Raw genomic sequence first — 24518 nt, forward strand, 5'->3', positions numbered from 1 at the left:
TTGAAAAAAACAAAACTTTTCAAGGAGGAATACAAACATGAAAGTGAAGTCACTGATTGTTTCAGGAGCCCTTGCCCTTTCCGTATTGGCAGCTCCAGCTACTTCTCTAGCTTCTACAGGAGATAGCGAGGTAAAAGTAAACCAACAACACATTAATATAGAAAGCGTTCTTCAATGGGTTAATCAAAATGAAGACGCACTAAAAGCAAATAACCTTCAACAAGTGGACATTCAGTCTCTTCTAGAGCAGTTCCAAGTTGAACAGCCTGCTCAAGAGCAGCCAGAAGCTCCTGCCGAAGAGCAGCCAAAGCAGGAAGCACCTGAACAGCAGCCTGCAGAACAGCAACAAGAAAAAGCTCCAGAAGAGCCAGCTGAAGCTCCACAAGAGCAAGCAGCACCAGCTGAACAGCCCGCTGAAGAACAAGCTACTCAAGAACAAACTACAGAACAAGCGGAAGCAAGCTCTGAAGTATCTGCATTTGAACAGCAAGTCGTAGATTTAACGAACGAAGAACGTGCCAAACAAGGACTAGCACCACTTGAGCTAGATGTAGAACTTAGCGGAGTAGCTAAAGATAAATCACTAGACATGCAGCAAAACAACTATTTCTCACACGACAGCCCAACACACGGGTCACCGTTTGATATGATGAATGCATATGGAATTGACTATACAACTGCAGGTGAAAACATTGCGATGGGGCAAACGACACCTGAACAAGTTGTCCAAGGCTGGATGAACAGCGAAGGTCACCGTGAGAACATTATGAACTCATCCTTTACTCATATTGGTGTAGGACATGCTGAGGACGGTAACTACTGGACTCAAATGTTTATCGGTAAATAACTAATAAAGTATTTTTTTGACACACCCACCGAGGTTTAGTAATCTCGGTGGTTTTTTTTATGAAACACCTTTTAATCTTTTATTACCGCGAGGAAAGGCTGATAATATATTCACTTTATTAAATGTTCTTACTTGGTTTTTAGAGTAACAAAAGGCAATAATGTATTCAGATTGCACTTGTAATACTTGAATCACCCTTTGAGATACCTCTCCTTGTACCGATAAATAAATGATCTCCACTTTCTCTTTTCTTTCTGCACTTCTTTTTATCCACCCTTCCATATTACTCACCCCTTAATACGAACGTTTGTTCTTATTATACTAATAATCCTTTCTTTTATGCAATAAAATGTAGTTCATACGAACAAGAAATCCTTTACCCTGCATCTTTTAATTAGGAGGATAGGATGAATTTTCCTATTTCTTGTTTATCATTCGCATTTAACGTAAAAACCCTCTATAGTTAAATGCATTTTATAAGGAGGTCACACCCCGTATGAAGAAATGGCTATACTTAATGGCAGTAATAACATTATTGTTTTTCATCGCAGCTTGTGGAGAAGATAATGAACAGACAGACGCTCCTGATACAGGTGATAACCAAACTTCTACTGAACAAGGAGCTAACAGTGACGAAACGGAAGAATCTGAAGAAGACGGGGAATCCGAGATGGTAACCGTGTCTATGATGGATGGAGAAGGTGAAGAAATTGGAGAAGCTGAATTGATCGAGCAGGACAGTGGAGTACTTATTTACCTTGAAGCTTCTAAATTACCTGAGGGTGAACGCGGCTTCCACATCCACGAAAGCGGCTTATGTGAAGGGCCTGATTTTAAATCGGCGGGCGATCACTTTAACCCAACGAATGTAAGTCATGGGACAGAATCTGAAGACGGTCCTCATGCCGGTGATCTTCCAAACCTTGAAGTAGAAGAAGATGGTTCTGTTGAGCAGGAGATTACAGCGGAAGAAGTAACTCTTGCCTCCGGTGAAGACCATTCGTTATTAGATGAAGATGGCACCGCATTAGTAGTACACGGGGAAGCTGATGACAACGAATCACAGCCAGCTGGTGACGCTGGAGATCGAATCGCGTGCGGAGAAATTAATGAAGAAGATTAAACTTGAAAAGGCTCTTCCATTTTTGAAGAGCCTCAGGCTGTTGCAAAAGCTTTGACGGATGGAGAAAAGGAACAGGAAAAGCGCCGCTTTCCGCGGGGCAAGACGGAAAGTCTCCTCGGTCTGCGACCTCCTGGACCTCTCCTGTCTGCTCACCTCGAAGGAATCGTCACTTTTTCCGTTCCTTTGATCAAAACACTGGTCTCTGCTAATATCACAATGGCACGGCTTGTCCCTTAGTATACTTTTATCGTAAAAGGGTCTTAGGAAACGGCGAGACTTCTATGGGAAACACGAATAAGGTGTGACCCCGGAAGGCGTAATCCTGAGGAGACACACCATTCGTCCATGAAAAGGGAGTCGTTTCCTGGAACCCTTTATTCTACCTAATGAAAGAAACTTTCACATGCGTTAAAACAATGCAGCGAAAACGAAGGTCCCTCTAGAAGCTGAGGCTCTTCCTTTTTCGTGGCTTACGACACACAGAATACAGAGAGATCCGTGGAAAGGATTGAAAATCTAGTAATGGTTTACATGGAAGAAACTTTGATATGCGCGATTGAAAAATGAAGCCACCTTCATAGGGTCACCTCGCGTAATGAGAGATTACTTTTTTTACAGCTTTAATTACGTCTTTGACATCCGCTTTTGTCATGCCAGGAAACAACGGAAGTGTAATAATCTCTTCATAGACTTCTTCGGCAGTTGGGCAAAGTCCTTTTTCATAACCTAATTGCTGATAATAGGGGTGCCAGTACACAGGAATATAATGTACGTTCACACCAATATTCTCTTTTTGTAACGCCTCGAACACTTGCTTACGCGTCCCTGACAGTCGCTCCATTTTGAGTCGCAGGATATAGAGGTGCCAGCTTGAATCACACCCCGTTTTAAGCATTGGGGTGATTACTTCATGGACGTCTTGAAAAGCTTTCGTATACATTGCTGCGTACTTCTTCCTTTTCGCTATAAACTGATCGAGTTTATTAAGCTGGCTGTGACCTAAAGCAGCTTGCAGGTCTGTCATCCGATAGTTAAAACCTAAGCTTTGCATTTCATAGTACCAAGGACCATGAGAAGTACCTACGAATACCCCGGATTCACAACCCGCTATCCCATGATTTCGAAAGCGAACGAGCTTCTCGTAGTAATCTTTTCGGTTTGTCGTAATTACGCCGCCTTCTCCTGTAGTTACATGGTTTACAGGATGAAAGCTAAACATGGTCATATCACTAAGTGCACCCACGTCCCTGCTTTTATAACGAGCCCCAAGCGCGTGTGATGCATCTTCGATCACTGGGATGCCATGGGCTTTAGCAATCGCAAGGATATCATCATACGCAGCAGGCTGCCCTGTAAAATCAACCGGAATGATCGCTTTCGTTTTATCCGTAATCAAAGATTGAATCGATGAAGGAGAGATCGTATACGTATTTGGGTCAATATCTGCAAATACAGGCATAGCGTCTAAGTAGAGTGCGCAGTTTGCACTTGCGAGGAAGGCCATCGGACTCGTGATCACTTCATCATTCTTTTTGACACCAGCAGCAAAACAAGCGGCATGAAGTGCTGCCGTTCCATTTGCAAAAGCTACACAATAATTAGCCCCAACGTAATCACTTATTTTTTGCTCAAACTTATAGATTTCTGGACCTGTCGTTAGAAAGTCACTTTTTAGTACTTGAACAACTTTTTTTACATCTTCATCATCAACTGATTGGCTTCCATAAGGAAGATAAGTCTCCCGAACCGGTTTTCCTCCTTGAATGGCTAGTTTTTTGCTCATAATGAACTCCTCATTAACTCAGATTCGTAGATTTCATCCAATCTTCCGTGCGTTTGATGCCACCTTCTATACTAAAAACAGGCTTCCATCTTAGTAGTTTCATAGCTTTATCATAATTACAAAGCAATTTTTTTATTTCACTTTGCGAGTGAATGTGCTTTACGTGTTGAATTTTAGTCACGTCTTTGACAATTAAGCTGGCTAAATCATTAATTGGGATATCCCGCCCGAGTCCAGCATTAAGAATTTCACCATTAGCCTTATCAGAGTAGCCGGATTCTACAACAAAATTCGCACAATCTTCCACGTACAATAAATCACGTGTTTGTGTTCCATCTCCATAGATTTGAAGTGGTTTGCCTTCCAGCTTGTTTTTAATGAAAATCGCGACAACCCCGCCTTCTCGCCCTGCTTTCTGAAAAGGCCCATACGTATTAAAAGGGCGAACGACCACGGCAGGCAGTCCATAAGTGAAAAAATAGGAAAGCACCATGTTTTCTGCAGCCATTTTTGCTCCTGCATAAGGAGATGCTGGTTTAATCGCATCCGTTTCTTTAATGCCTGCAGGGGTCGTAGCGCTATCATATACCATACACGTACTCGTAAATACAATTTTGACGCGGTGTCTTTTGCACTCTTCAAGTACGTTAAACGTCCCGATCGTTTCGTTCTTAAATGCAGTCTTAGGATCGTCGATACTATCCTGCACATTTATGCTCGCGCCTAAGTGATAACAACAATCAAATTTTTTTAAGAATAAATCCTCTAATAAAGAAGCATCTTTTATATCTCCTTGAATAAATTCCTTGAAATTCTTTCGACTTAAGAATTCATCTACGTTTTCAATTCTTCCATTCGATAAGTTATCAAGCACCCATAAATTATGGCCGTCATCAAGCAGCTTTTTAACAACCCATCTGCCGATAAACCCTGCACCGCCAGTTACGAGGACATTCAAATCATCATCTCCCTCTTTTACCCCTTCAGACCCATCCTATTAAAATGGGAAAGAGATTATTCATTGAAATGAACATAAGAAAAAGAAGGTGAGAAACCTCTGGCCTAATATTATTTGTTAGCTTCAAAAAGTATTTTAAAAGATAAATACTATCTAAAAAAGAGGTACCGCATCCGGTACCTCTTCCTTAAAACAACATAAATGAGACGACGACATACACCACGCTGATGACAAACGATGGGGCCGCATAACGCCAAGAGCTTGAAATCCTCGGTCTCAGCAATAAATAAATGATCATGACCGTCATAAATACGACGAGCAGCGCCATAAAAATATGGGAACTCCCTGCTGCCTCTAAAATGGCTCTGTCACGATAAAGGAAGTCCGTCACCACGAGGAGCTGCATATTAAACATATTGCTTCCTAGAATCGATCCAATAGCCATGCCATAATTAGCCACTTTAAAAGCAGCAAGCACAGTCACCAGTTCAGGTAAGGAAGTGGACGCAGCAATTAGAAAACTTCCTACAAAACTTGAATCCATTCCCGAGACTTGAGCGAGTTGATCACCCGCAATCGAGAGCACACTTCCTGCCCCAAATACAACCAGGGCAAGCAAAACAAACCGAATAACCGCCTGACGCAAACTATAGTCTTTCACAGGTACCTCTATGTCAGCCGCACTTTCCTCTCCCTCGTTAGAAAGGAATTTCACGACCACGATATAAACTCCAACCATCACGAACATTTCAATACCTACGCCAAACCATTCAATCGAGCCTGGAATAAGAAGCGCTGTAATTATGATAAGCATAAAAAGCAAACCGACTATAGCTGAAGGCACATGCTCCCTGTACCCGACACGCTGAAAGAGACGGCGCTTGCGATAGATCATGTCTACCACCGCTAAGATTAATAGATTAAAGACGTTGCTTCCAATCATATTTCCAACTGCGATATCCGGGTTATCAATATAAACGGCGGTCAAACTCGTTGTGAGCTCAGGTAACGATGTCGCTCCGGCAATTAAAAAAGTTCCAACAGCCGCACCGCTTAAGACGGACTTTTGGCTAATGATATCCCCAAATTTGTTCAATTTAATAGCTGCTAAGACAACAACTGCGGCAGCAAGTAAAAATATAATGTAAATCACACTGCTTCTCCTTTCAGACCAGAGCATAAAAAAGAGACCCTGGCACAGAATGTGTACCAAGGTCTCGCGTACTACTTACCGTTGATAGCCTTTTGAACCAGGTATTAAGCATACCGTATTGACGATTCAAAAGCCGCATGCAGCGGTCGCTACTCCCCTTGTTCAATCTACTATATGTATTTAACAAGAAAGAGTCAAGTTAAAACACTAGATTCCCTAAGAATTCCTTCTATTTTCTCTCCGATAAAAGTCCCTGATGCTATTTAGAATTCATGATGAAATTCCATAAATATCCTGTTTTGTTAGCACATCGTTTCGTTTATTGTAGAAAACATTGAAATCCTCTCCAGCATTGGTATGATGGTATGAAACTGAATCATAGAATACTAGATTTGTTTGATTTTTTTAAGAGAGGTGAGACGTTATTCTTGCATTACCATTTCAAGAAAAAAGTAAATTATTGATGGCGCTTATGGTCGTGGCAGGTACGCTTATCCTTCTAAGTGTGATGCCCTCTGCAGCTAGTGCAGATACGAAAGATTACCAGGTTGATGCTACGTCCTTGCACGTTAGAAGTGCACCAGATATTGATTCTGCCATTATCGGGGCTTTAGAAGATGGGGCCACTGTTACAGTCTACGAGGAACGCTCGAATTGGTCTAGAATTGAGTATAACGGCTATACAGGATGGGTTTCATCCGATTTTTTAGTGGCTTCTAACTCTCCTTTAGAAGGCGTACATATTACACTTGATCCCGGTCACGGAGGATCTGATCCTGGAGCCATAGGTGTAGACAACTCCTATGAGAAGAATGTTAATTTAAGTACAGCTCAGCGTACATACGACGAGTTAAGTGAGGCTGGAGCTAAGGTTACGATGACAAGGTCAGGTGATCAGTACTTAACGTTAGATGAAAGAGTTGACATTAGTCATTCTTACGAAACGGATGCTTTCATAAGTCTTCACTATAATTCCAGTATTTACTCTAGTGCCAAAGGGATCAGCAGCTACTATTATGATAGTGGAAAGGACCTCCCATGGGCACGATCATTGCAAGACCAGCTTGCCAATCATACGGACCGTCAAAATGACGGGATCTACAACCAGGATTTCCGTGTGGTTAAGGATAACAACGCTCCTGCTGTTTTACTTGAATTAGGCTTCCTATCCAACCCTGAAGAAGCAGCACTCGTACAAACTGAAAGCTATCAATCTCAAGTTGCTAATGCCATTACTCAAGGTACGATAGATTATTTCGGAAAATAATTATATTAAGAAGAGGCCGGGACAAAACTGAATAAAGCATAAAATAATCCGAACGATTCGATTGAAATCAGTTCGGATTATTTATATTCAAGAAAGAATTTACACCATCGCTCCGTCCAAATACTTCGCTTTCTGTTCCCCATCGTATAATGAAAGCCCTCCAAAGTAGCGCGGCTTGTACGTCACTTTCTCTAGTCGCTTTTTAGGAACAGACGTTGATGAGGGCTGGCTGTAAAAATATGAAAAAGATGGCCCTCTAACTCGTTAGGGTGATCTATGTGGACGAGAGTTTTCCGACTTAAGGGACGTTTCAAGGAGTGAGGACCCTTCCACTCCTGCGGAAGAACGAGTGAGCCGAGATCGCCGAGCGTGGGGTTTGCGAGGAAGCTCATACGCTCGGGCGTATAAAGGGAATGGTTCTAAGGCAACTGAAGTTTTATGAAAGGTAGAATTTTAATAAAAGGGGTATGTGTGGAAAGTATTTTCTAAACTGACGCTAGTCTTCGCTTCAATTTTATATCGTTCTTTAGCCACCGACTAGCGATTCGTGAGATTCAACTACAAACGTTAACAGCTCTTTTAAATTAGAAAGGACTTTTTCAGGGGACTGAAGGTTCCTTCACTCCAATCGGCAAGAAAAAAAGCTTGCGGAAAACCAAGGGGTTCTCCACAATCTGAAGAAAGCCCCTCTACTATACAGAGGGGCTCTTTAGGCTGTTGAAAAAGCTTGGACGAATGTAAACACGCGATCACACGGTTCCTTCATTTTGTCTAGAGAAAAGAATCTTTGTTTTACTCTTTTTTAAATTCTTTTGTACTTCTAACCGTATCTATTGGACGGACAGCTTGTTCAATCTGTTCACGTTTGGGCTCGAGCAACGGCGGCAGGGATAATTTTTCTCCTAAGGTTTCATAAGGTTCATCTCCCATAAAACCTGGACCATCAGTAGCAAACTCAAATAAGATTTGCGGAGCAACATTTACATACAGCGATTCAAAGTAATGACGGTTTACGTAGCCAGACGTTCTAAATCCAAATCGAGGCATGCGGTCGATCCACTCGTCTAAAGCATGGCGATCTTCCACTCGAAAAGCCGCATGATGAACGGTTCCATATCCCTGTCTCGCTTGAGGTAAAATCGGGTTGTACTCAACGACTACCTGAGCTCCATTGCCCCCTTCTCCCATTTCAAATAGGTGTAAAGCTCCTTCTTCTTCAATTTCCTTAAAAAGAAGAACTTTCTCCAGCATTTCTTTAAAATAATCAAAGTTATCTACACGAACGTGAAGCGGCCCTAACCCTGTAATTGCATATTCTAAAGGTACCGGTCCTTTTTGCCATGGAGTACCCGTAGTCACTCCATGATCATGCTCATCAGATACCAACTCGTAGGATTGATCATCAAAATCAACGAACGGGATCACTTTTTTACCGAAACGTTCTTGAATCCCCTTATGTTTAACATCATAACGATCCAGACGGTTCACCCAGTAGTCCAGCGCTTGATCACTCGGAACTCTAAACGAAGTTTTAGCAATTTCATTCGTACCATGAGAACCTTTTGGAATACCCGGGAAGTCAAAGAACGTCATATCCGTTCCGGCACTTCCTTTATCATCAGCAAAAAATAAATGATACGTTTGTATGTCATCTTGATTGACGGTTTTTTTAACGAGACGCATCCCTAATACGTACGTGAAAAACTCATAATTCTTCTCAGCACTGCTCGTAATGGCAGTAACGTGGTGCAGACCTTTTAATTCATTCATCACTCATTCCTCCAATCGGAAATATCCTGACCATTTCTTCTTATTTTATCCTACCTTTTATTTATCTCAATTTCAAGATATTGATTGATCTTCTCCTTTGATTTCTTTACCTTACCCCGTGTTCAACATGCTACAATGAACGTACGCTATTGGTAGAAAGGAAGTTTTATCATCATGGACACCACGCAATTAAAAGCACTTTCCCCTTCCTATGATCCTTGGGAAGCTTATATGGACGTTGAAGAACATGGCGAAATGACATTATCAAACGTCGAATTTACAACGACGTATTTGTGCAACATGCGCTGCGCTCACTGTGCCGTCGGCTATACATTGCAAAATAAAGATCCCGATGCTTTACCGATTGAGCTTTTAACGAAGCGATTAGATGAAATCAAGCACTTGCGCACGCTTAGTATTACGGGTGGAGAACCCATGCTTTCGAAGAAATCGGTCAAACAGTATGTTGTGCCGTTGCTAAAATACGCACATGAACGCGGAGTCCGGACTCAAATCAACTCAAACTTAACCCTGCCCTACACACGCTATGAAGAAATCATTCCTTATTTAGATGTCTTACATATCTCTCATAACTGGGGCACTGTTGATGAATTTGCAGAAACAGGATTTGCACTTATGGATCGTAAGCCTTCCTTTGAAAACCGTGCCAAGTATTTTGAACGGCTGGTAGAAAACAGCCAGGCTCTCTCAAAAGCAGGTGTGATGGTCTCAGCAGAAACAATGCTGAATAAACGCACATTCCCCCATTTAGAAAAGATTCACGATCACGTCCTTGAAATGGGCTGTGCCAGACATGAGATTCATCCGATGTATCCAGTTGATTTTGCGAGTAACCTTGAAACGTTAAGCCTAGAAGAAATGCGCGACGGCATCAATCGGCTGCTAAATCACCGCGATCCAAATGTATGGATGCTGTTTGGCACTCTTCCATTTTATCCTTGTAACTCTACGCAAGCAGATTTAGATATGTTAAAGCGTCTAGATGAAGCTGAGAATGTAACCGTACGTAATGATCCGGATGGGCGTTCAAGATTAAACGTAAACATTTTTTCCGGCGAAATCATTGTGACCGACTTCGGGGATGAACCCTCTTTAGGTAAAATTCAAGACACTTCCCTTCCTGATGCTTTCACAAAATGGATGAGTACAAACACAGCCAATGCCTTAAATTGCCACTGTCCAGCAGCTAAGTGCTTAGGACCAAACTTATTAGTAAAAAATACGTATTATCAAGATACTGATTTCCAGCAACGCGAAGCGAAAATCTCATTAAACCGATAATGGATAAAGCCGCATTCCTCTGTTTATAGGAATGCGGCTTTTTTTATTAGAAGTCATATTCTTCTACAATTTTTTCTGTAATTAAATCATAGCCTTTTTTATTCGGGTGAAGGGCATCACTGAAATATTCACTCGACTTTTCTTTAAAAAGATCATTCGTGGAAATAAATTTGATTCTATCGTAATCATCGACTATTGTCTGGCTGTTGTCATTCCATTCAACAACTTCTTCCTCAATCTCTTCAGAGTCAGGATATGGATTATAAAGTCCAAGGAATAAGATTGGAGCGTCTTCATTCTCCCCTCGAATGACCTCTATAATCTCCTCTAAGTTTTGTTCATAGTCCGCTTTTCCAACTTCAATCTTCTCCTCATTGATTTCAGTTAAATCGCCGCCATTACTTTCGATTAAATCATTCGTACCAATAAACAAAATGAAATAATCAGCATTTCCTAAATCACTTTTCACATCCGTTTGGTTGACTTGCTTCAGCAAGCCATCCGTCTGCTGATCAGGAATCCCATAGTTTTCTACCTTAATGTCGGCTTCTTTATTCTCTTTTAAAAGCTTTTCCATGTTTTCTACATAACCATGGCCTGACTCATCACCAATTCCATACGTTAAAGAATCGCCGAGAGCGATCATTTTTTCCGTTTCATCCGATGAAGCATTTTTGCTTTGGTTCCAACTGACCAAACCGACACCAATTATAATGATGACAATGAAGCTCGCTGTATATACTAATGTTTTTTTCATGATCGTTCCTCCTGAGAAATTAACTTACCCCTTTCTCTTAAGGAATAAACGATTTTCACATGTAAATATAGTATTATACTTAGCAGCGACAATCTCTTACGTGCGAATTTTTTATATACTCAGCTCCTCCCCTATAAACGTATAAAACTCTCAAAATAGGAAAGGATGGTTAAAAAAGTAGCGAGGAGTTTAATTATGTGGCGGAAAAACTCGAAGAACGTCTCCCCTACTAACCAAACTGATACGACTTTGACGATCACAGAAGATGTCGAGCAAAATATTGAGCAAATTAAGCATTGTCTTGGAGATCCCTTCGACTTAGTTTATAAAGAATATAAATTTAAGCGTACAGCTTTTGCTTTATGCTACATCGATGGACTTATTAGTACAGAGGACTTAGAGAGAACGGTCATTCCTTCCTTAATGGATTGGTTTAAAGAAAATGATTCTTCAAGTGGCGCTAGAGATTTTTCGCAGCACATTCAAGTCCCAAAAAAATTGAATACTACTTCTGATTTTTCTATCATGCTTACTGCTTTACTACGTGGAAGTACGATTCTTTTTATAAAAAAGGGAACAGAAGCTTTTTTGATATCTGATCAGCATTGGGAAACAAGATCTATAGAAGAACCAAGCTCACAAACCATGGTTCGAGGACCGAGAGAAGGATTTGTAGAGGCTCTTGCCGTTAATTCCACGTTGATTCGCAGAAGGATTACAAATCCACGATTGCGATTTAAATCGTTCATAGTAGGCGAGATGACGCAAACGATGGTTATGGTCATCTATATTGAAGGACTTGTGAATGAGTCCGCACTAAATGTGGCGTGCAGCCGTATTACGAATGCCAAAGCTTCAGAAATATTTGAAACAGGGATGCTGGAAGAGCTGATTGAGGATAAAGGATATTCACCCTTTCCCACTTTAATTGACACGGAAAGGCCGGATGTGGTCAGCGCAGCTCTTACGGAAGGTAAATTAGCCATTATGATGGAAGGCAGCCCGTTTGCTTTAATCGGCCCGGCTACCTTTATTTCTTATTTCCAAACAGCTGAAGATTATTACAATCGATTCGACCTGTCTACTTTTCTGCGTATGATTCGCTTTATCGCTTTTTGGATTGCATTTGCTTTACCGGCTACTTATGTAGCTCTAACGACTTTTCACCAGGAACTGATCCCGACAGACTTGTTAATTAGTTTAGCGGCTCAGCGAGAAGGACTCCCATTTCCTGCGATCGTAGAAGCGTTAATTATGGAGACTGTATTTGAAATTTTACGAGAGGCGGGTATACGAATGCCGCGTCCGATCGGTCCCGCCGTTTCAATTGTAGGAGCGATCGTTATTGGAGAAGCTGCGGTGACTGCCGGTCTCGTATCTCCTGCCATTGTCATCGTTGTATCTTTAACAGCGATCGCCAGCTTTGCGAATCCTTATTACTCCATCGCGGGCTCTGCTCGAATCATGCGCTTTGTGCTCATGCTCTTTGCAGCTACGGCTGGAATTTTTGGCATACTGATCTTCACCCTGATTTTGTGTATCCACCTTGTTTCATTGAGATCACTTGGAGAACCTTACATGTCACCTTTCGCCCCTTTTTCAATGAAAAAGCAGAAGGATACTGTTGTGCGTTTTCCGATGTGGTGGTCAAAACGTAAAAAAAGATGGAAGCAGGAGGCTTAACCTATGAAAAACTTTTACGCCTTATTCTTTTTTTCCTTGATCTTTTTAGGAGGATGCAGCGGTCAAGAGGAACTAGACGAACTGCTTATACTAACTGGGATTGGCATTGATCAAGGCGACGATCAAAATGTAAAAGTTACATTCCAAGCAACTAACCCTCAAGCTCAAGCAGGCGGGGAATCAGGTGGCGGCGGCGCTAGCCAGGCCACCTCCTATACCTTTGAAAGCGAAGGAGAAGATGTTGTAGCAGCTGTATTTAATGCAAATAACTTACTTTCCAGAAAATTGTTTTTCCCTCATATTTCTTCGCTCGTCGTAGGCGAGGACTACGCGCGAGAAAATGGATTGCATGAGATTAGCGATTTTCTGGAGCGGCATTATGAAATTCGAGACAGCTACATGCTTTTTATCGCTAAGGAAACGACAGCATCCGATATTTTAAACACGTTTCCTCCCTTAGATAATTCTTCTATTCAAAATATCAAAAGGCTGGTAGAAGTCCCCGGAAGTACGATTGGTTTAAAAGACGGAATTGAATTGGAGGACTTCATTAGATGGAGATACGGGGATGATCGTGACGCTGTTATCACGGGAGTTGAAAGAGTCACTAAAGAAACAGATTCTTCAAATACAGAATCGTTAAATGAAATTGAGGGAAATAAGAATGCCTTACGTTTAACAGGTTTAGCTCTATTTGATAAAGATTATTTAGTAGATTGGCTTTCCTATAAAGATTCAGTGGCCTGGGTAATGATCAATGGAGAATCAGAAACAGTTAAAAACTACACCGTTCCTTGTCGTGACAGTAAAGGTACAATCGGCTTTCTTTTAAAAGAGATGGATATTAAAGCAAAACCAAAAATTGAAGGAGACCAATTGACTTATATGATTCAGGTGAGGGGACATTTTAACCTCCAGGGTATGACTTGTAAAATTGATCTATCAACGGATAAAGGAGTAACCGAGCTTCAGGACATTATAAATACAAACTTAGAAGAGGATTTACAAACTTCTGTTGAGAATGCACAAGATCTCAACCTTGACTATTTCGGTATTAAAAATTATTTATTTAAAAACCAGCCGAACCAATGGGAAAAGGCCAAAGATGACTGGGAAAGCCTATATGCCCAGATGGAGATCACCACAGAGGTCGATGTTTATTTAGAATCTCCTGGCGCAAGAGTGGGTAATAATGAAGAAAGCTAACCGAACACTTAAAGAAAAAGTCGTTATCGTTATCGTTTGGTTTTTCTCTGTGGGATATGCAATAGGGTATTTATATGACCTCCCTATCTTCCCTGTCACTTCTTGGTTAAAAGCAATCTATGAGCCGATTTACTACGGTCTATTCGGAGGTCCATAATGAATACTCAATTATCAAGATACCAATTTATAGCCGTCGTTATTAATTTTCTCATTTTTAGTTCCATTTTAATGGCACCGGCTATTACAGTTGTGGCGGCGAAGCAAGATGGATGGTTATCTATGCTGCTTGCATTAGTGATCGGTTTATTATTGATGGCCCTCTACTTGTTTATGTTTAAAAAGTATAACTACCCTTCACTCTTTGAATTAATGGATCGTATAGCAGGAAAATGGATAGGTACCTTGGTGAATTTGCTTATCATTTTTTACGCTTTGCACCTTGCAGCTATGGTAGTACGAAACTTAAGTAACTTTATGGTATCAAGTGTGGTTCCATACTCACACCCTTGGATCTATCAGGTCCTCACTCTCATTGCGGTCGCTTATGCCGCTGCCTTAGGAGTGAAAGTTATTTTTTTATTAAATGAAATGTTATTTCCCTTTGTTGTATTGTTTACCATGGGTTCTCTACTTCTAATCCTTAGAGAATTTAACTTTTTTGAACTCAAGCCTTTTTTTCATACTCCTCCGTTAGAGGTTTTCCAAGGAGCCTACGTCACGCTCGGCTTCCCCTTTATTGAAATTTTATTACTATCGGCTTTTCTTCAATTTGTTGAAAAGAAAGAAAAGCTGAGGATTGTCTACTTGTCAGGAATTACGATAGGGGGAATGACATTAGCAGTAACTGTATTTCTAATTATTGGAGATGAAGGAGCTTATTTAGTGGCACGGGAAACCTACCCTACGTTTTCTGTGATGAGAGATATTGAATTTTTCACCGTGTTTGAGAGAATAGAAATCTTACTGGCTGTTGCCTGGCTTCTTGGGTTGTTTGTTAAAATTACGGCATGTTTTCTTGTTGGGATGTTAGGACTAAAACATCTTTCAAAATCTACTACGTATAAGGTGTATATTATTCCTATCGGCATACTCGTATGGGCCATGAGCAATCACCTTCACAAAACCGTGATGGACTTTAGTAATTTTGTAACAACGAGCTGGACCTTTTATTGGTTTTCACTTTACTGTCTCATTATACTAGTGTTGGCTGTTGGAATCTTGAGAAAAAAACATAAAATGCCTGCTTCACAATAAGGAACCTAATAAGGGTACCAGGTACCGAAAAGCTGTAAAAGATCGAAGTGCCAAGTGTGAATTTCGGTACCTGGTACCCGGTGAGGAGTATTTTGACGGAGCGAAGGTGTGATTTCTCTTTAACATAAATCATCCGAACTGATTTCTACAGAAATCGTTCGGATGATTTTATGCTTTATTCAGTTTTGTCCCAACCTCTCGTCACTAGCTATGAAATTCTACACCTGAATGAACGGCGTTTACGTATCCAGCTCGAATGACGTAGTCACCGAAATGTTCGTTCTCGGTACGGTCTTTAGCGTAATTTTGAAGAATAGGAGTCAGCTCTTGTAAAATTTCTTCTTCACCGATGTTTTCTCGGTACAACTTGTTGAGTCGATCGCCTCTAAATCCAGCCCCTAAATACATATTGTATTTGCCTGGTGCTTTGCCGATAAACCCAATCTCTCCTAAGGCAGGACGAGAGCACCCATTCGGGCACCCGGACATACGTATCACAATTTCTTCGTCTCGAAGCCCGGCTTCATCGAGGATATTTTCCACCTTATCAATTAACGTAGGTAAATACCGTTCAGCCTCAGCCATAGCTAATCCACAAGTTGGAAAAGCAACGCAAGCCATTGAATTTCTTCTTAATGCAGAGTTATGCTTACCGTCGGTCAACCCATACTGGCTGACGAGCTCATCAATTTGATTCTTATCTTCCTCAGCGACATTTGAGATGATCAAGTTCTGGTTTGGTGTGAGTCTGAAATCTCCCTTGTGTACTTTTGCAATTTCACGCAAACCCGTCATTAGTGGATAATCGTCCGTGTCTTTGACGCGTCCGTTTTGGATAAACAGCGTGAGATGCCACTTGTCATCCCCTTTTATCCATCCGTAACGGTCGCCGTTATGATCGAATGTGTACGGGCGTTCCTCTTCAATCTCCCAGCCTAAACGAGCATTGAGTTCGTCTTTTATCCAGTCGAGCCCTTTGCGGTCGACCGTATATTTAAAGCGGGCATTTTTCCTCTCTGAACGGTTTCCGTAATCGCGTTGAATGGTAAGAATTTTCTCAGCCACATCTAACGTCTGCTCTGGTTTACAAAAACCAACTACTCGCGACAGCTGAGGATATGTATTTGTATCCCCGTGCGTCATGCCCATGCCGCCGCCTACAGCGATGTTGAAACCTTGCAGTATGCCATCCTCCAAAATAGCAATAAACCCAAGATCTTGGGAGAAAATATCCACATCATTAGAGGGTGGAACAGCAACGCCAATCTTAAATTTTCTCGGTAAATAAAGCGGTCCGTAAACCGGTTCGGTTTCTTCTTCTCGACTGTCGAGTACTTTTTCTTCATCTAACCAAATCTCGTGATAGGCTCTCGTTTTTGGAAGTAAATGGTCACTAATTTGCTTGGACCATTCGTACACTTCGGCATGTATATCGGATTGGTACGGATTGGCATTACACATTACATTTCGGTTTACATCCCCACAGGCAGCAATCGTATCCATTAAAGATGCATCCATCGCCTGGATCGTCTTTTTCATATTCCATTTTAAAATTCCGTGCAGCTGGAAGGTCTGCCGTGTCGTTAATTTAAGAGTGCCATTTCCGTGTGTATTCGCAAGGTCATCCATCGTTAACCATTGCTCGGGTGTGGCCACCCCTCCGGCTAATCGAACGCGAATCATAAACTGATAATTCGGCTCCAATTTCTGCTGTTTTCGTTCGTTTCGTACATCCCGGTCATCCTGCATATAGCTTCCGTGAAACTTCAGAAGCTTCGTCTGCTCATCGGGAATACCAGCACTCAGCCGTTCTTCAAAGCTTTCTACAAGTGATCCTCTTAAGTAATCACTCTCTTCTTTAATTTTTTCCATTTCACTAGGTGGACCATGCTGTTCAGGAAATCTATTGTTCGTCATGATTTCTCCCCTTTCCTCTTAATACACATCACGCTGATAACGTTTGGCTTTACGCATGTCAGCCAGGTATTGGTCAGCCTGTTCATCAGTCAGTTGGCCTTCTTGTTTAAGAATCGTAAGCAGTGTATCTTGAACGTCTTTAGCCATATATTGTTCATCCCCACATACATATACGTGTGCTCCGCCTTGCAGCCATTCATATAATTCTTTGCTGTGTTCAAGCATGCGGTGCTGAACATACACTTTTTCATCCGTATCTCTAGAAAAAGCGACATCCATTTTCGTCAGTACGCCTTCTTTTAACCATTGCTGCCATTCCGTCTGATAGAGAAAGTCAGTAACAAAATGCTGATCACCAAAGAAAAGCCATGACTCTCCGCTCGCCTCCGCCTCTTCTCTCTCTTCAAGAAAAGCACGATACGGCGCCACACCTGTACCGGCTCCTATCATCACGACAGGGGTTTCTGGATTTTCAGGAAGTTTGAAATTTTGATTTCGCTGAATAAAGACCGGTAGAGTATCTCCTGGTTCAGAGCGCTCTGCACACTGGACGGAACACACCCCAGATCGTGGACGTCCATGAGCATCGTATCTCACGGCTCCAATCGTTAAATGGACTTCATCAGGATTCGCCTCGGAACTGCTTGCGATGGAATAAAGGCGAACAGGAATTTTACGAAGAATCGTAATGAAATCGTGAACAGATCCCTCCCATGGTCCAAAATCTTGTACAAGATCAATGAGATCGCGTCCTTCAATATATTCTCTTAATTCTTGTGAACTCTCAGGTTTGATAAGCTTCTTAAGTGCTTCATTAGAGGAAAGGAAAGCAGCTTTTTCTAACAAAGGCTTCGTTAAACTTGTAATCTCGAAGTGAGTCGTTAGAGCTTCACGTACAGAACGAATTTCCCCTTGCTTGTTAATCGTCACTGTTTCTTCTGGATTCCATCCCATCGCTTGAATCAATTGATCAACGAGGACTGGGTCGTTTTGCGGAAAGATGCCTAAGCTGTCCCCAGGCTCATACTGCAAACCGGAACCTTCAAGATCAAGCTCCAGGTGACGCGTTTCTTTATTAGAACCACGGCCATTAAGATTAATATTTTCTAAAATTTCTGCTTGGAACGGATTCGTTCTTGAATAGACAGTAGAAGTCTCTGCTAATGAGTCAGCTGGATCGTCTGCTGCGACAGAACCACCAGATCCATGCCCTGTATCAAGCTCTGTTAACGTCGCCTGAAACCACTCTTCAGCCGGCTCTTCAAAGTCTAAATCGCAATCGACACGTGCAGCCAATCGCTCAGCTCCTAATTCTTCCAGACGGTGATCAAATTCCTTACCCGTTTGACAGAAAAATTCATACGAGCTGTCCCCAAGTGAAAGCACAGAGAATCGAACACCTTCTAGCTTCGGAGCTCTTTTGCTATGGAGGAAATCATATAAAGATAGCGCATTGTCCGGGGGATCTCCATCTCCGTGAGTGCTCGTTACGATCAATAAATCTTCTACTTTCTTTAATGCTTTCGGCTTAAAATCATCCATTGAAGATACCGTCACGTTAAATTGTTTCTGTTCTAGCTTTTGTGAAAAGTCTTCAGCAAGCGACTGACAATTACCCGTATGAGAACCATACAAGATCGTTACATCTCTTGTTTGACTTGCCACTGCTGCACCGTTCGTTTCAGATGCTTGCGGAAAATCTTGCACAGCTGCATCTGGACCACTTAGTGGTACAGCCAAATATCCACTCAGCCAAATTCTTTGATTTTCCGTTAAGGTAGGAAGCAGCCGATTCAATTGATCTGCTTGCTCCTGATTAAAAGGACTGTTCTTTTCCTTTAACTGCAACATTTCCACCTCACTCCATTTCACATTGTAATCATAGCTGTTTACTCGGATTTGAGCATAAAAAAATATTGAACCTTAAACGACTTCCTCCTCTCAAACACTAGCAAAAAACCCCCGCTTCTTTAAAAATAAGAAGAGAGGGTTTGATCGTAATCACCATTCTTCTTATCTTTCAGACGCTTCATGCCTCTGCTGGAATTGGCACAGTATCTATTACCTACAACATAGACCCGTTGCCGAGGTTTCAAAGGGCCAGTCCCTCCACCTCTCAAAATAAGAAAGCTCATATGCAATTAATGTAAAGTCATGAATGGTAAATATGTTATGCTGAATTCGATGAATTGTCAATAGATTCCGAAAAAATGACACGAATTCATTTTAAATTTTCAGTAAGTGAAGCCGAATTACACATGAATAGATACTCTACCATCATTTTTCACATATCCGATCGACGATACACTGTAACACATCCGATTAATAAAATAAGCGAAATCATAATCACAAATCCTGCTGTTGTAAATTCAATAAGCGGAACGGTTTGTTCAATACAAATACCGATATATCCCCAAACAAACACGAGTGGGAAGATAAAGTCTTTAACCCAATCGCGAGCAATCCACCAATCGTCAGCATAATAACAGACCAGCCAAGCTCCCCAATCGAAAATAATTCATCAACCTGATTTGCTTTTAATACGACAAATGCATCGACAATTGTTGCTACAGAGGTCCACCCAAGATAAAAAGAAAAAGGCCAGCGATATTTGGTTGAAGATAACGAAAGCTGTTGAATCATCATATAGACGATACACAGCGTAAGCAGAGATAAAGCGATAAACAAAATTGAAGGCGTCGTTCCAACAATGACAGTGGTGCCGGACAGGATCATACTAATCGGAAACCAAAGACCTATTCCTTCGATAACCGCATTTTCTTCTTCATTAGCAAAAAAAGATTTGAGAATAAAAATAAACAAGAGCACATAAATAAGCCCCCAAATCGAGAACGCATAAGGCGCAGGCATGACGTACACACCTTCTGACCATCCCCTGCTTGAAAAATCAGCGATAAAAACAGAGGCAATGATTAAGTAAATAAAACTTGCTAAATTAAACAGCTTTAGCAAAAACAGCATGTCGTTCCTCCTTTCCACAACTGCTCATCCACTTCTTTCCATATTTATTCACGACGAAAAGAAACAGTACAGCTCAGTGCAAATTTCTCCATTTCTATAACTGTATAGTTAATAGACTAAGCAAAGCTATTTAGATGCCATATCATATAAAAGAGGGTTAAAACCTCATGCAACGATTGAAAGAAGAGGGTAACATGCGTAACTATGCTAACCGCAGAAGACGTTCCCCGTTTTGCCTCTTTCCGGGCTACAACTGGTGTGGCCCAGGATTCAGCGGACCTGGCAGACCGATTAATGCAGTCGATGCAGCCTGCAAAGCACACGACAAATGTTATTTAACCTATCGAGATTACTGTGCGTGCGACCAAGCATTCATTCGACGATTAGAAGAATTACAAACCCCATATTCGAGGGAAGGCCGGCATGCTCATAAGATGCTGCATTACATGAGGACACAGCGAATATTTACGTGCGGCTTTAGAAAACCACGATTTTAAAAAGGAGCTTGGGGATCAGGCTCCTTTTTGATTGTGCACTAATATGAAAGAGAGAAGTGGCGAATTGTGTTTGTTAATAACCCAATCGACGAGGCAGTAAAAATTCCGTGTCACATTTTCTTACATGAAACTATAAAAGGTGTATTTAAAATGCTACATTTAAATTAATCAAAGTTCATTGGGAGGGATAACCATTAGAAAAACAAAAAATGTTAACCTGTTGACTTTTTTAATTCTTGTTCTCAGGGTATCACTTTCTAAGAACTTTTAATGGAGAGTACTTAATTAAAAAAGCTCAGAGCAGCCTCTGAGCTTTTTTTAATTTTATTCAATTTATGCATTTCCCTCGCTTACAAAGTATTCATTTAATGCTTGTTGCAACGTCCCTAATGCTTTCGTTTTTTGGTTAAACATTATTCCTGATTTCGTCATCTCGCTTACAATTTCCTTTCTTATTCCTGTAATCACCGTCTGACATCCCATCATGGCAGTGCCATCAATAATTTTCATTAACTCTACAATAATTTCACTTTCCATTTTTGCAATACCGGATAAATCCATAATCAACGTTTGAATCCTTAAATCCGCAACCTCTGTCAGAACCTTCTCATTAATAATCCCTGCTCGAAATGAATCAATAGAACCAATCAAAGGCAATATACAAATTAATGGGGTTATAGGGATAATAGGCACCGATAAATTTTCAACCAATTCTCTTTGAGACTTAATCAATGAATCTTTGTATGTAGAGTAACTTAAAAAGAATGTATTTAAGAATTCATCTACTCGATTATTTATTTCTTGCTCCAACTGAAAAAAGTCCGCCATTTTAAAATTATTTGTTCGTTCATAATACCTCTCAATAAAATTCCAGAATGTTCTTCGAATAGCCTGTACCCACTCCAATTTGAATGATAAAGCTATGGAATGCGTAGCCCACGCGATCCCCTCTTGTTTCGCAAATTTTTTAAGTTCTTCATCATTTCCATCTATAATGTAAACAACTAGTTGATTCGCATTATTCACGAGATCGATATTACCAATTTGCAGGATTTCCTCTATTTTATGTTTCACGTTTACTGCTTCTGATAATAATTTTATTTCAAATAAGTGATTATTTTCCGCAATGAAATCTTTTAAAGTAAACGAAGAACGAAAAGTAAATTCCATAATAATTCTCCTCCCAAGTAATTTAATACTTTTTATAAGACCAACTGCGCCCGTTTATTTTCAATTATAATGGGTCATTAAGATTCAACATTTCAGACTTTTACTATAAATAATTATTCCAAATTTTCTTAATTTTCACAAGTGTTCATTTTACACCTTATTGAATAAGATGTATGTCCTCGATATAACGAAAAAAGAGCACAAAACCATTTAGGTTTTATACTCGGTGTGCCCCACTATTCGTTTTAAGGACCAATCAAACGGATCACTCGTCAGCCACTTTGAAAGAGCTTCAATATCTTTTGAGAATATTCGATCCTCCGTGATACTCGGTACCACTTCCCTGCCTCTAGCCAACAGTTTTTGAGCAGCAGAGGAGGCTAAAGCTTCTCCTCGATATTCCAGCGCCTGCATGGCACAAATGAACTCGATGGCCAGCACTTTTTGCGCGTTTAAAATGATTTGATAAGCATGTCGGGCACCAGTCGTCCCCATGCTGACGTGATCCTCCTGATTGGCGGAAGACGGGATCGAATCGACACTCGCTGGATGAGCAAGTGTTTTATTTTCCGATACGAGAGAAGCCGCTGCGTACTGCATAATCATTGCACCCGACTGCAGCCCTGGATTTGGACTTAAGAATGCAGGCAGGCTGTTGAGTTGAGGGTTTACGAGTCGTTCAATCCGGCGCTCGGAGATGTTCGCCATTTCAGCTATGGCTATTTTTAAGAAGTCCATCGCTAAAGCAATTGGCTGTCCGTGAAAATTGCCTCCTGAGACAACGACATTTCCATCTTCCAAAATAAGCGGGTTATCGGTGGCTGCATTGATTTCGATTTCAAGTTTGTCTTTGACATACGCTACGCTTTGTCGTGATGCTCCGTGGACTTGAGGAATGCACCGCAGTGAATAGGCATCCTGCACTCGCTTTTCCCCTTGGTGAGTCGTCAGCTTGCTATCGCTCGTTAGAATTCGTATTCTCTCAGCCACTTCCATTTGCTCCCGATAGCCGCGTACTTTATGGATCTCTGGGTGAAAAGCGTCAATAATACCTTCTAACGCTTCTAGCGTCATAGCAGCAATCCAGTCACTTTGACAGAGTATCCTCTCCGCTTCGATATAGTTAATAACGCCCATGGCTGTCATTGCTTGAGTGCCGTTAATAAGCGCAAGCCCTTCCTTTGCTTTTAGTGTAAGAGGGGTGTAACCCAGCTGCTGATACACCTGCTCCGTCGATTTAATCTTCCCCTTATAATGGACCTCGCCTTCCCCGATAAGCACTAAAGCGAGGTGGGACAGCGGTGCTAAGTCACCTGAAGCTCCTAATGATCCTTGACTTGGCACCACAGGAATGACCCCTTCATTAGCTAAGTCTCTCAGCCGCTCCACGACGCATGGACGTACACCTGAGAACCCTTTAAGTAATGCATTCAATCGTAAAACCACCATCGCTTTACTTACTTGCTCAGGAAAAGGATCCCCAAGACCGCAAGCGTGTGACCGTATAAGATGCAGCTGCAAGGCATCGACATCGTGGTTATGGATAAGTACGTCACTGAACTTCCCGAATCCGGTGGTAATGCCGTACACTGTTTCTCCTCGAGTCACGATTCCTTCTACGGCTTCTCTGCTTTTTCTCACCCTTTCCATGCTGTCTGTATCTATTTCAATCGGTTCATTTTCATATATGATGCCCTTCATTTGCTCGAGTGTTAACGTGGAACCGTTTAATTCAATCATCGTCAGTTTCTCCTTTCTCCAATAAAAAAGAAGACGACAATGGCATGCGAAATACCATTGCCGCCTCCTCATAACTAATGACTATAGGCAGCTTCTTTTTTTACCCTATATGGTTGATTCCAAGACCGAACGTCTCATGCTCGAGCCCTTTCACCGGCGCGCCGATCGTCCCATAAAAAGCAACGGCCAGCCATTCACCTTCATCAAACTTTTCATAAGGTGATCCACGTACAACTGCAAAGCGCAGCCCTACCGTTCTCATCATTTCTCCAGCAGCCATCTGCCCGCGCATAACCCCTTCTAATGCTTCTAAAATCGCATGATAAAGCGCATGCGTTTCGCGATAAAGTTCGTCTGATATTATATGATTTCTTTTCGCCGATGTTTCAACAGCTGAAATGACTTTTTGCATGTTCATGGAACCTGATTTTCCACTGCAGTAATCGACGTCCTTTAATTGTTCTGTAAACGGTTTGAGCTCTTCAGGCGTTAAAGAAGCTACAAGCATCGCTAGCTTTCCAATCGAAATCTTTTGAGTCATCAGCTTCACCTATCCAGTCGTTTCTAATTAAATTGTAAACGTTTTCTCAACGGAAAGTCAACTGCTTAAGAAGAACGTGTTCCAACAATGCGTATCTTTTAACCTTATATTTAGATAACAAATTAACTGCCAATCACGCTTCTTTTCTCATCATTAATTATTAAAATATAACTTCATCGTGTTTAGTTATTTGCTTAAAGTGGAACTAGAAGAACACAATCTTTTAAAAGGAGTGTTACTCATGGCAGAGAAAGATCCTAAGCAAGCGGCAGCGAAAATGAGTGAAGATAAAAAAGATGATATTATGCAAAACTTCCAAACGTTTAAAGACTATCTAGGCGACCAAGTTCAAAAAGGCGAGAAACTGGGTCTTGGCGAAGAAGGTTTAACAAAAGGTGCCAAACGTGTTGGTGACTATTTAGCTAAAAATGAAGAACCTAAAAATCGTGAAGAAAAAGTGCTGAATGAACTGTGGAATGTAGCGAATGAAGACGAACGTAAGCATATCGCACACGTTCTCGTTAAATTAACAGATGAAACCAACTAAAAGATGGAAGCCTAGGTTCTT

General features: G+C 41.3%; 22 protein-coding genes and 1 riboswitch. Of the genes, 10 read left to right on the forward strand and 12 right to left on the reverse strand.

The features are described from left to right. The first annotated feature begins 37 nt into the window (after positions 1-37). On the forward strand, positions 38-847 hold the full coding sequence (locus tag IEV27_RS13505; protein WP_188378023.1) for a CAP domain-containing protein: 810 nt from the start codon (positions 38-40) through the stop codon (positions 845-847). A gap of 57 nt (positions 848-904) precedes the next feature. On the opposite strand, the gene IEV27_RS13510 is transcribed toward IEV27_RS13505, so the two are convergent. Then, positions 905-1129: a hypothetical protein gene (locus IEV27_RS13510; protein ID WP_188378024.1), complete on the reverse strand. Its 225-nt coding sequence runs from the start codon at positions 1127-1129 to the stop codon at positions 905-907. Between the two features lie 214 nt (positions 1130-1343). Here IEV27_RS13510 and IEV27_RS13515 point away from each other — a divergent pair, with 214 nt between their 5' ends. After that, a complete protein-coding gene (locus IEV27_RS13515; RefSeq protein ID WP_188378025.1) occupies positions 1344-1970 on the forward strand; it encodes a superoxide dismutase family protein in 627 nt (208 codons plus the stop codon). A gap of 583 nt (positions 1971-2553) precedes the next feature. Here IEV27_RS13515 and pseC read toward each other — a convergent pair. From pseC to IEV27_RS13530, 3 genes are all read right to left on the reverse strand, one after another. Next, the gene (gene pseC / locus IEV27_RS13520; RefSeq protein WP_188378262.1) at positions 2554-3756 is read right to left on the reverse strand and encodes a UDP-4-amino-4,6-dideoxy-N-acetyl-beta-L-altrosamine transaminase; all 1203 of its coding nucleotides are present in this window, start codon (positions 3754-3756) and stop codon (positions 2554-2556) included. A 10-nt stretch (positions 3757-3766) separates the two neighbouring features. Next, the gene (locus tag IEV27_RS13525; protein WP_188378026.1) at positions 3767-4711 is read right to left on the reverse strand and encodes a dTDP-glucose 4,6-dehydratase; all 945 of its coding nucleotides are present in this window, start codon (positions 4709-4711) and stop codon (positions 3767-3769) included. Between the two features lie 187 nt (positions 4712-4898). Continuing rightward, positions 4899-5864 carry a sodium:calcium antiporter gene (locus IEV27_RS13530; protein ID WP_188378027.1) on the reverse strand — a complete coding sequence of 322 codons (966 nt, stop codon included), beginning with the start codon at positions 5862-5864 and terminating at the stop codon, positions 4899-4901. 463 nt (positions 5865-6327) lie between these two features. Here IEV27_RS13530 and IEV27_RS13535 point away from each other — a divergent pair, with 463 nt between their 5' ends. Beyond that, positions 6328-7131, forward strand: a complete 804-nt coding sequence (locus IEV27_RS13535; RefSeq protein ID WP_188378028.1) for an N-acetylmuramoyl-L-alanine amidase — start codon at positions 6328-6330, stop codon at positions 7129-7131. Positions 7132-7923: 792 nt separating this feature from the next. Here IEV27_RS13535 and IEV27_RS13540 read toward each other — a convergent pair. Then, the gene (locus IEV27_RS13540) at positions 7924-8901 is read right to left on the reverse strand and encodes a ring-cleaving dioxygenase (protein ID WP_188378029.1); all 978 of its coding nucleotides are present in this window, start codon (positions 8899-8901) and stop codon (positions 7924-7926) included. A gap of 174 nt (positions 8902-9075) precedes the next feature. Between IEV27_RS13540 and yfkAB the strand changes: the two genes are divergently transcribed. Next, positions 9076-10203: a radical SAM/CxCxxxxC motif protein YfkAB gene (gene yfkAB, locus IEV27_RS13545; RefSeq protein ID WP_188378030.1), complete on the forward strand. Its 1128-nt coding sequence runs from the start codon at positions 9076-9078 to the stop codon at positions 10201-10203. Between the two features lie 46 nt (positions 10204-10249). On the opposite strand, the gene IEV27_RS13550 is transcribed toward yfkAB, so the two are convergent. Beyond that, a complete protein-coding gene (locus IEV27_RS13550) occupies positions 10250-10960 on the reverse strand; it encodes a DUF459 domain-containing protein (RefSeq protein WP_188378031.1) in 711 nt (236 codons plus the stop codon). 195 nt (positions 10961-11155) lie between these two features. Between IEV27_RS13550 and IEV27_RS13555 the strand changes: the two genes are divergently transcribed. The 4 genes from IEV27_RS13555 to IEV27_RS13570 are packed head-to-tail and all read left to right on the forward strand — an operon-like array spanning position 11156 to position 15103. Beyond that, the gene (locus IEV27_RS13555; RefSeq protein ID WP_188378032.1) at positions 11156-12643 is read left to right on the forward strand and encodes a spore germination protein; all 1488 of its coding nucleotides are present in this window, start codon (positions 11156-11158) and stop codon (positions 12641-12643) included. A gap of 3 nt (positions 12644-12646) precedes the next feature. After that, positions 12647-13849, forward strand: a complete 1203-nt coding sequence (locus IEV27_RS13560; RefSeq protein ID WP_188378033.1) for a Ger(x)C family spore germination protein — start codon at positions 12647-12649, stop codon at positions 13847-13849. Beyond that, a complete protein-coding gene (locus tag IEV27_RS13565; protein WP_188378034.1) occupies positions 13836-14006 on the forward strand; it encodes a hypothetical protein in 171 nt (56 codons plus the stop codon). The genes IEV27_RS13560 and IEV27_RS13565 overlap by 14 nt, the downstream gene beginning before the upstream one ends. Further along, positions 14006-15103 (forward strand): GerAB/ArcD/ProY family transporter, encoded by a 1098-nt coding sequence (locus tag IEV27_RS13570; protein ID WP_188378035.1) that lies wholly within the window; start codon positions 14006-14008, stop codon positions 15101-15103. Before IEV27_RS13565 ends, IEV27_RS13570 begins: the two co-directional genes overlap by 1 nt. Before the next feature lie 204 nt (positions 15104-15307). On the opposite strand, the gene cysI is transcribed toward IEV27_RS13570, so the two are convergent. The 3 genes from cysI to IEV27_RS13585 all read right to left on the reverse strand — a co-directional run bounded on the left by cysI (position 15308) and on the right by IEV27_RS13585 (position 20002). Next, complete coding sequence (gene cysI, locus IEV27_RS13575) at positions 15308-17020, reverse strand: assimilatory sulfite reductase (NADPH) hemoprotein subunit (protein WP_188378036.1); 1713 nt, start codon at positions 17018-17020, stop codon at positions 15308-15310. A gap of 18 nt (positions 17021-17038) precedes the next feature. Next, a complete protein-coding gene (locus tag IEV27_RS13580) occupies positions 17039-18868 on the reverse strand; it encodes an assimilatory sulfite reductase (NADPH) flavoprotein subunit (RefSeq protein ID WP_188378263.1) in 1830 nt (609 codons plus the stop codon). A gap of 162 nt (positions 18869-19030) precedes the next feature. Continuing rightward, positions 19031-19148: riboswitch (SAM riboswitch) on the reverse strand. A gap of 218 nt (positions 19149-19366) precedes the next feature. Next, positions 19367-20002 (reverse strand): TspO-related membrane protein, encoded by a 636-nt coding sequence (locus IEV27_RS13585; protein ID WP_188378037.1) that lies wholly within the window; start codon positions 20000-20002, stop codon positions 19367-19369. A 167-nt stretch (positions 20003-20169) separates the two neighbouring features. Between IEV27_RS13585 and IEV27_RS13590 the strand changes: the two genes are divergently transcribed. Further along, positions 20170-20499, forward strand: a complete 330-nt coding sequence (locus IEV27_RS13590; protein ID WP_229735320.1) for a phospholipase — start codon at positions 20170-20172, stop codon at positions 20497-20499. 333 nt (positions 20500-20832) lie between these two features. On the opposite strand, the gene IEV27_RS13595 is transcribed toward IEV27_RS13590, so the two are convergent. The 3 genes from IEV27_RS13595 to hutP form a co-directional block, all read right to left on the reverse strand. Beyond that, on the reverse strand, positions 20833-21669 hold the full coding sequence (locus IEV27_RS13595; RefSeq protein WP_188378038.1) for an STAS domain-containing protein: 837 nt from the start codon (positions 21667-21669) through the stop codon (positions 20833-20835). A gap of 210 nt (positions 21670-21879) precedes the next feature. Next, positions 21880-23409, reverse strand: coding sequence for a histidine ammonia-lyase (gene hutH, locus IEV27_RS13600; protein ID WP_188378039.1), 1530 nt, complete (start codon positions 23407-23409; stop codon positions 21880-21882). Between the two features lie 100 nt (positions 23410-23509). Next, positions 23510-23950, reverse strand: a complete 441-nt coding sequence (hutP, locus tag IEV27_RS13605) for a histidine utilization transcription antiterminator HutP (protein WP_188378040.1) — start codon at positions 23948-23950, stop codon at positions 23510-23512. A gap of 241 nt (positions 23951-24191) precedes the next feature. Between hutP and IEV27_RS13610 the strand changes: the two genes are divergently transcribed. Beyond that, complete coding sequence (locus IEV27_RS13610; protein WP_188378041.1) at positions 24192-24497, forward strand: DUF3243 domain-containing protein; 306 nt, start codon at positions 24192-24194, stop codon at positions 24495-24497. Positions 24498-24518 lie beyond the last annotated feature (21 nt).

It is taken from the genome of Halobacillus andaensis, assembly GCF_014636475.1.
Lineage (GTDB): Bacteria > Bacillota > Bacilli > Bacillales > Halobacillaceae > Halobacillus_A > Halobacillus_A andaensis.

Coding starts and splice junctions, on each gene's coding strand:
- IEV27_RS13505 (WP_188378023.1), top strand. CDS start 38: ATGAAAGTGAAGTCACTGATTGTTTCAGGAGCCCTTGCCCTTTCCGTA.
- IEV27_RS13510 (WP_188378024.1), bottom strand. CDS start 1,129: ATGGAAGGGTGGATAAAAAGAAGTGCAGAAAGAAAAGAGAAAGTGGAG.
- IEV27_RS13515 (WP_188378025.1), top strand. CDS start 1,344: ATGAAGAAATGGCTATACTTAATGGCAGTAATAACATTATTGTTTTTC.
- IEV27_RS13535 (WP_188378028.1), top strand. CDS start 6,328: ATGGCGCTTATGGTCGTGGCAGGTACGCTTATCCTTCTAAGTGTGATG.
- IEV27_RS13540 (WP_188378029.1), bottom strand. CDS start 8,901: ATGAATGAATTAAAAGGTCTGCACCACGTTACTGCCATTACGAGCAGT.
- yfkAB (WP_188378030.1), top strand. CDS start 9,076: ATGGACACCACGCAATTAAAAGCACTTTCCCCTTCCTATGATCCTTGG.
- IEV27_RS13550 (WP_188378031.1), bottom strand. CDS start 10,960: ATGAAAAAAACATTAGTATATACAGCGAGCTTCATTGTCATCATTATA.
- IEV27_RS13555 (WP_188378032.1), top strand. CDS start 11,156: ATGTGGCGGAAAAACTCGAAGAACGTCTCCCCTACTAACCAAACTGAT.
- IEV27_RS13560 (WP_188378033.1), top strand. CDS start 12,647: ATGAAAAACTTTTACGCCTTATTCTTTTTTTCCTTGATCTTTTTAGGA.
- IEV27_RS13565 (WP_188378034.1), top strand. CDS start 13,836: ATGAAGAAAGCTAACCGAACACTTAAAGAAAAAGTCGTTATCGTTATC.
- IEV27_RS13570 (WP_188378035.1), top strand. CDS start 14,006: ATGAATACTCAATTATCAAGATACCAATTTATAGCCGTCGTTATTAAT.
- cysI (WP_188378036.1), bottom strand. CDS start 17,020: ATGACGAACAATAGATTTCCTGAACAGCATGGTCCACCTAGTGAAATG.
- IEV27_RS13585 (WP_188378037.1), bottom strand. CDS start 20,002: ATGCTGTTTTTGCTAAAGCTGTTTAATTTAGCAAGTTTTATTTACTTA.
- IEV27_RS13590 (WP_229735320.1), top strand. CDS start 20,170: ATGCAACGATTGAAAGAAGAGGGTAACATGCGTAACTATGCTAACCGC.
- IEV27_RS13595 (WP_188378038.1), bottom strand. CDS start 21,669: ATGGAATTTACTTTTCGTTCTTCGTTTACTTTAAAAGATTTCATTGCG.
- hutH (WP_188378039.1), bottom strand. CDS start 23,409: ATGATTGAATTAAACGGTTCCACGTTAACACTCGAGCAAATGAAGGGC.
- hutP (WP_188378040.1), bottom strand. CDS start 23,950: ATGACTCAAAAGATTTCGATTGGAAAGCTAGCGATGCTTGTAGCTTCT.
- IEV27_RS13610 (WP_188378041.1), top strand. CDS start 24,192: ATGGCAGAGAAAGATCCTAAGCAAGCGGCAGCGAAAATGAGTGAAGAT.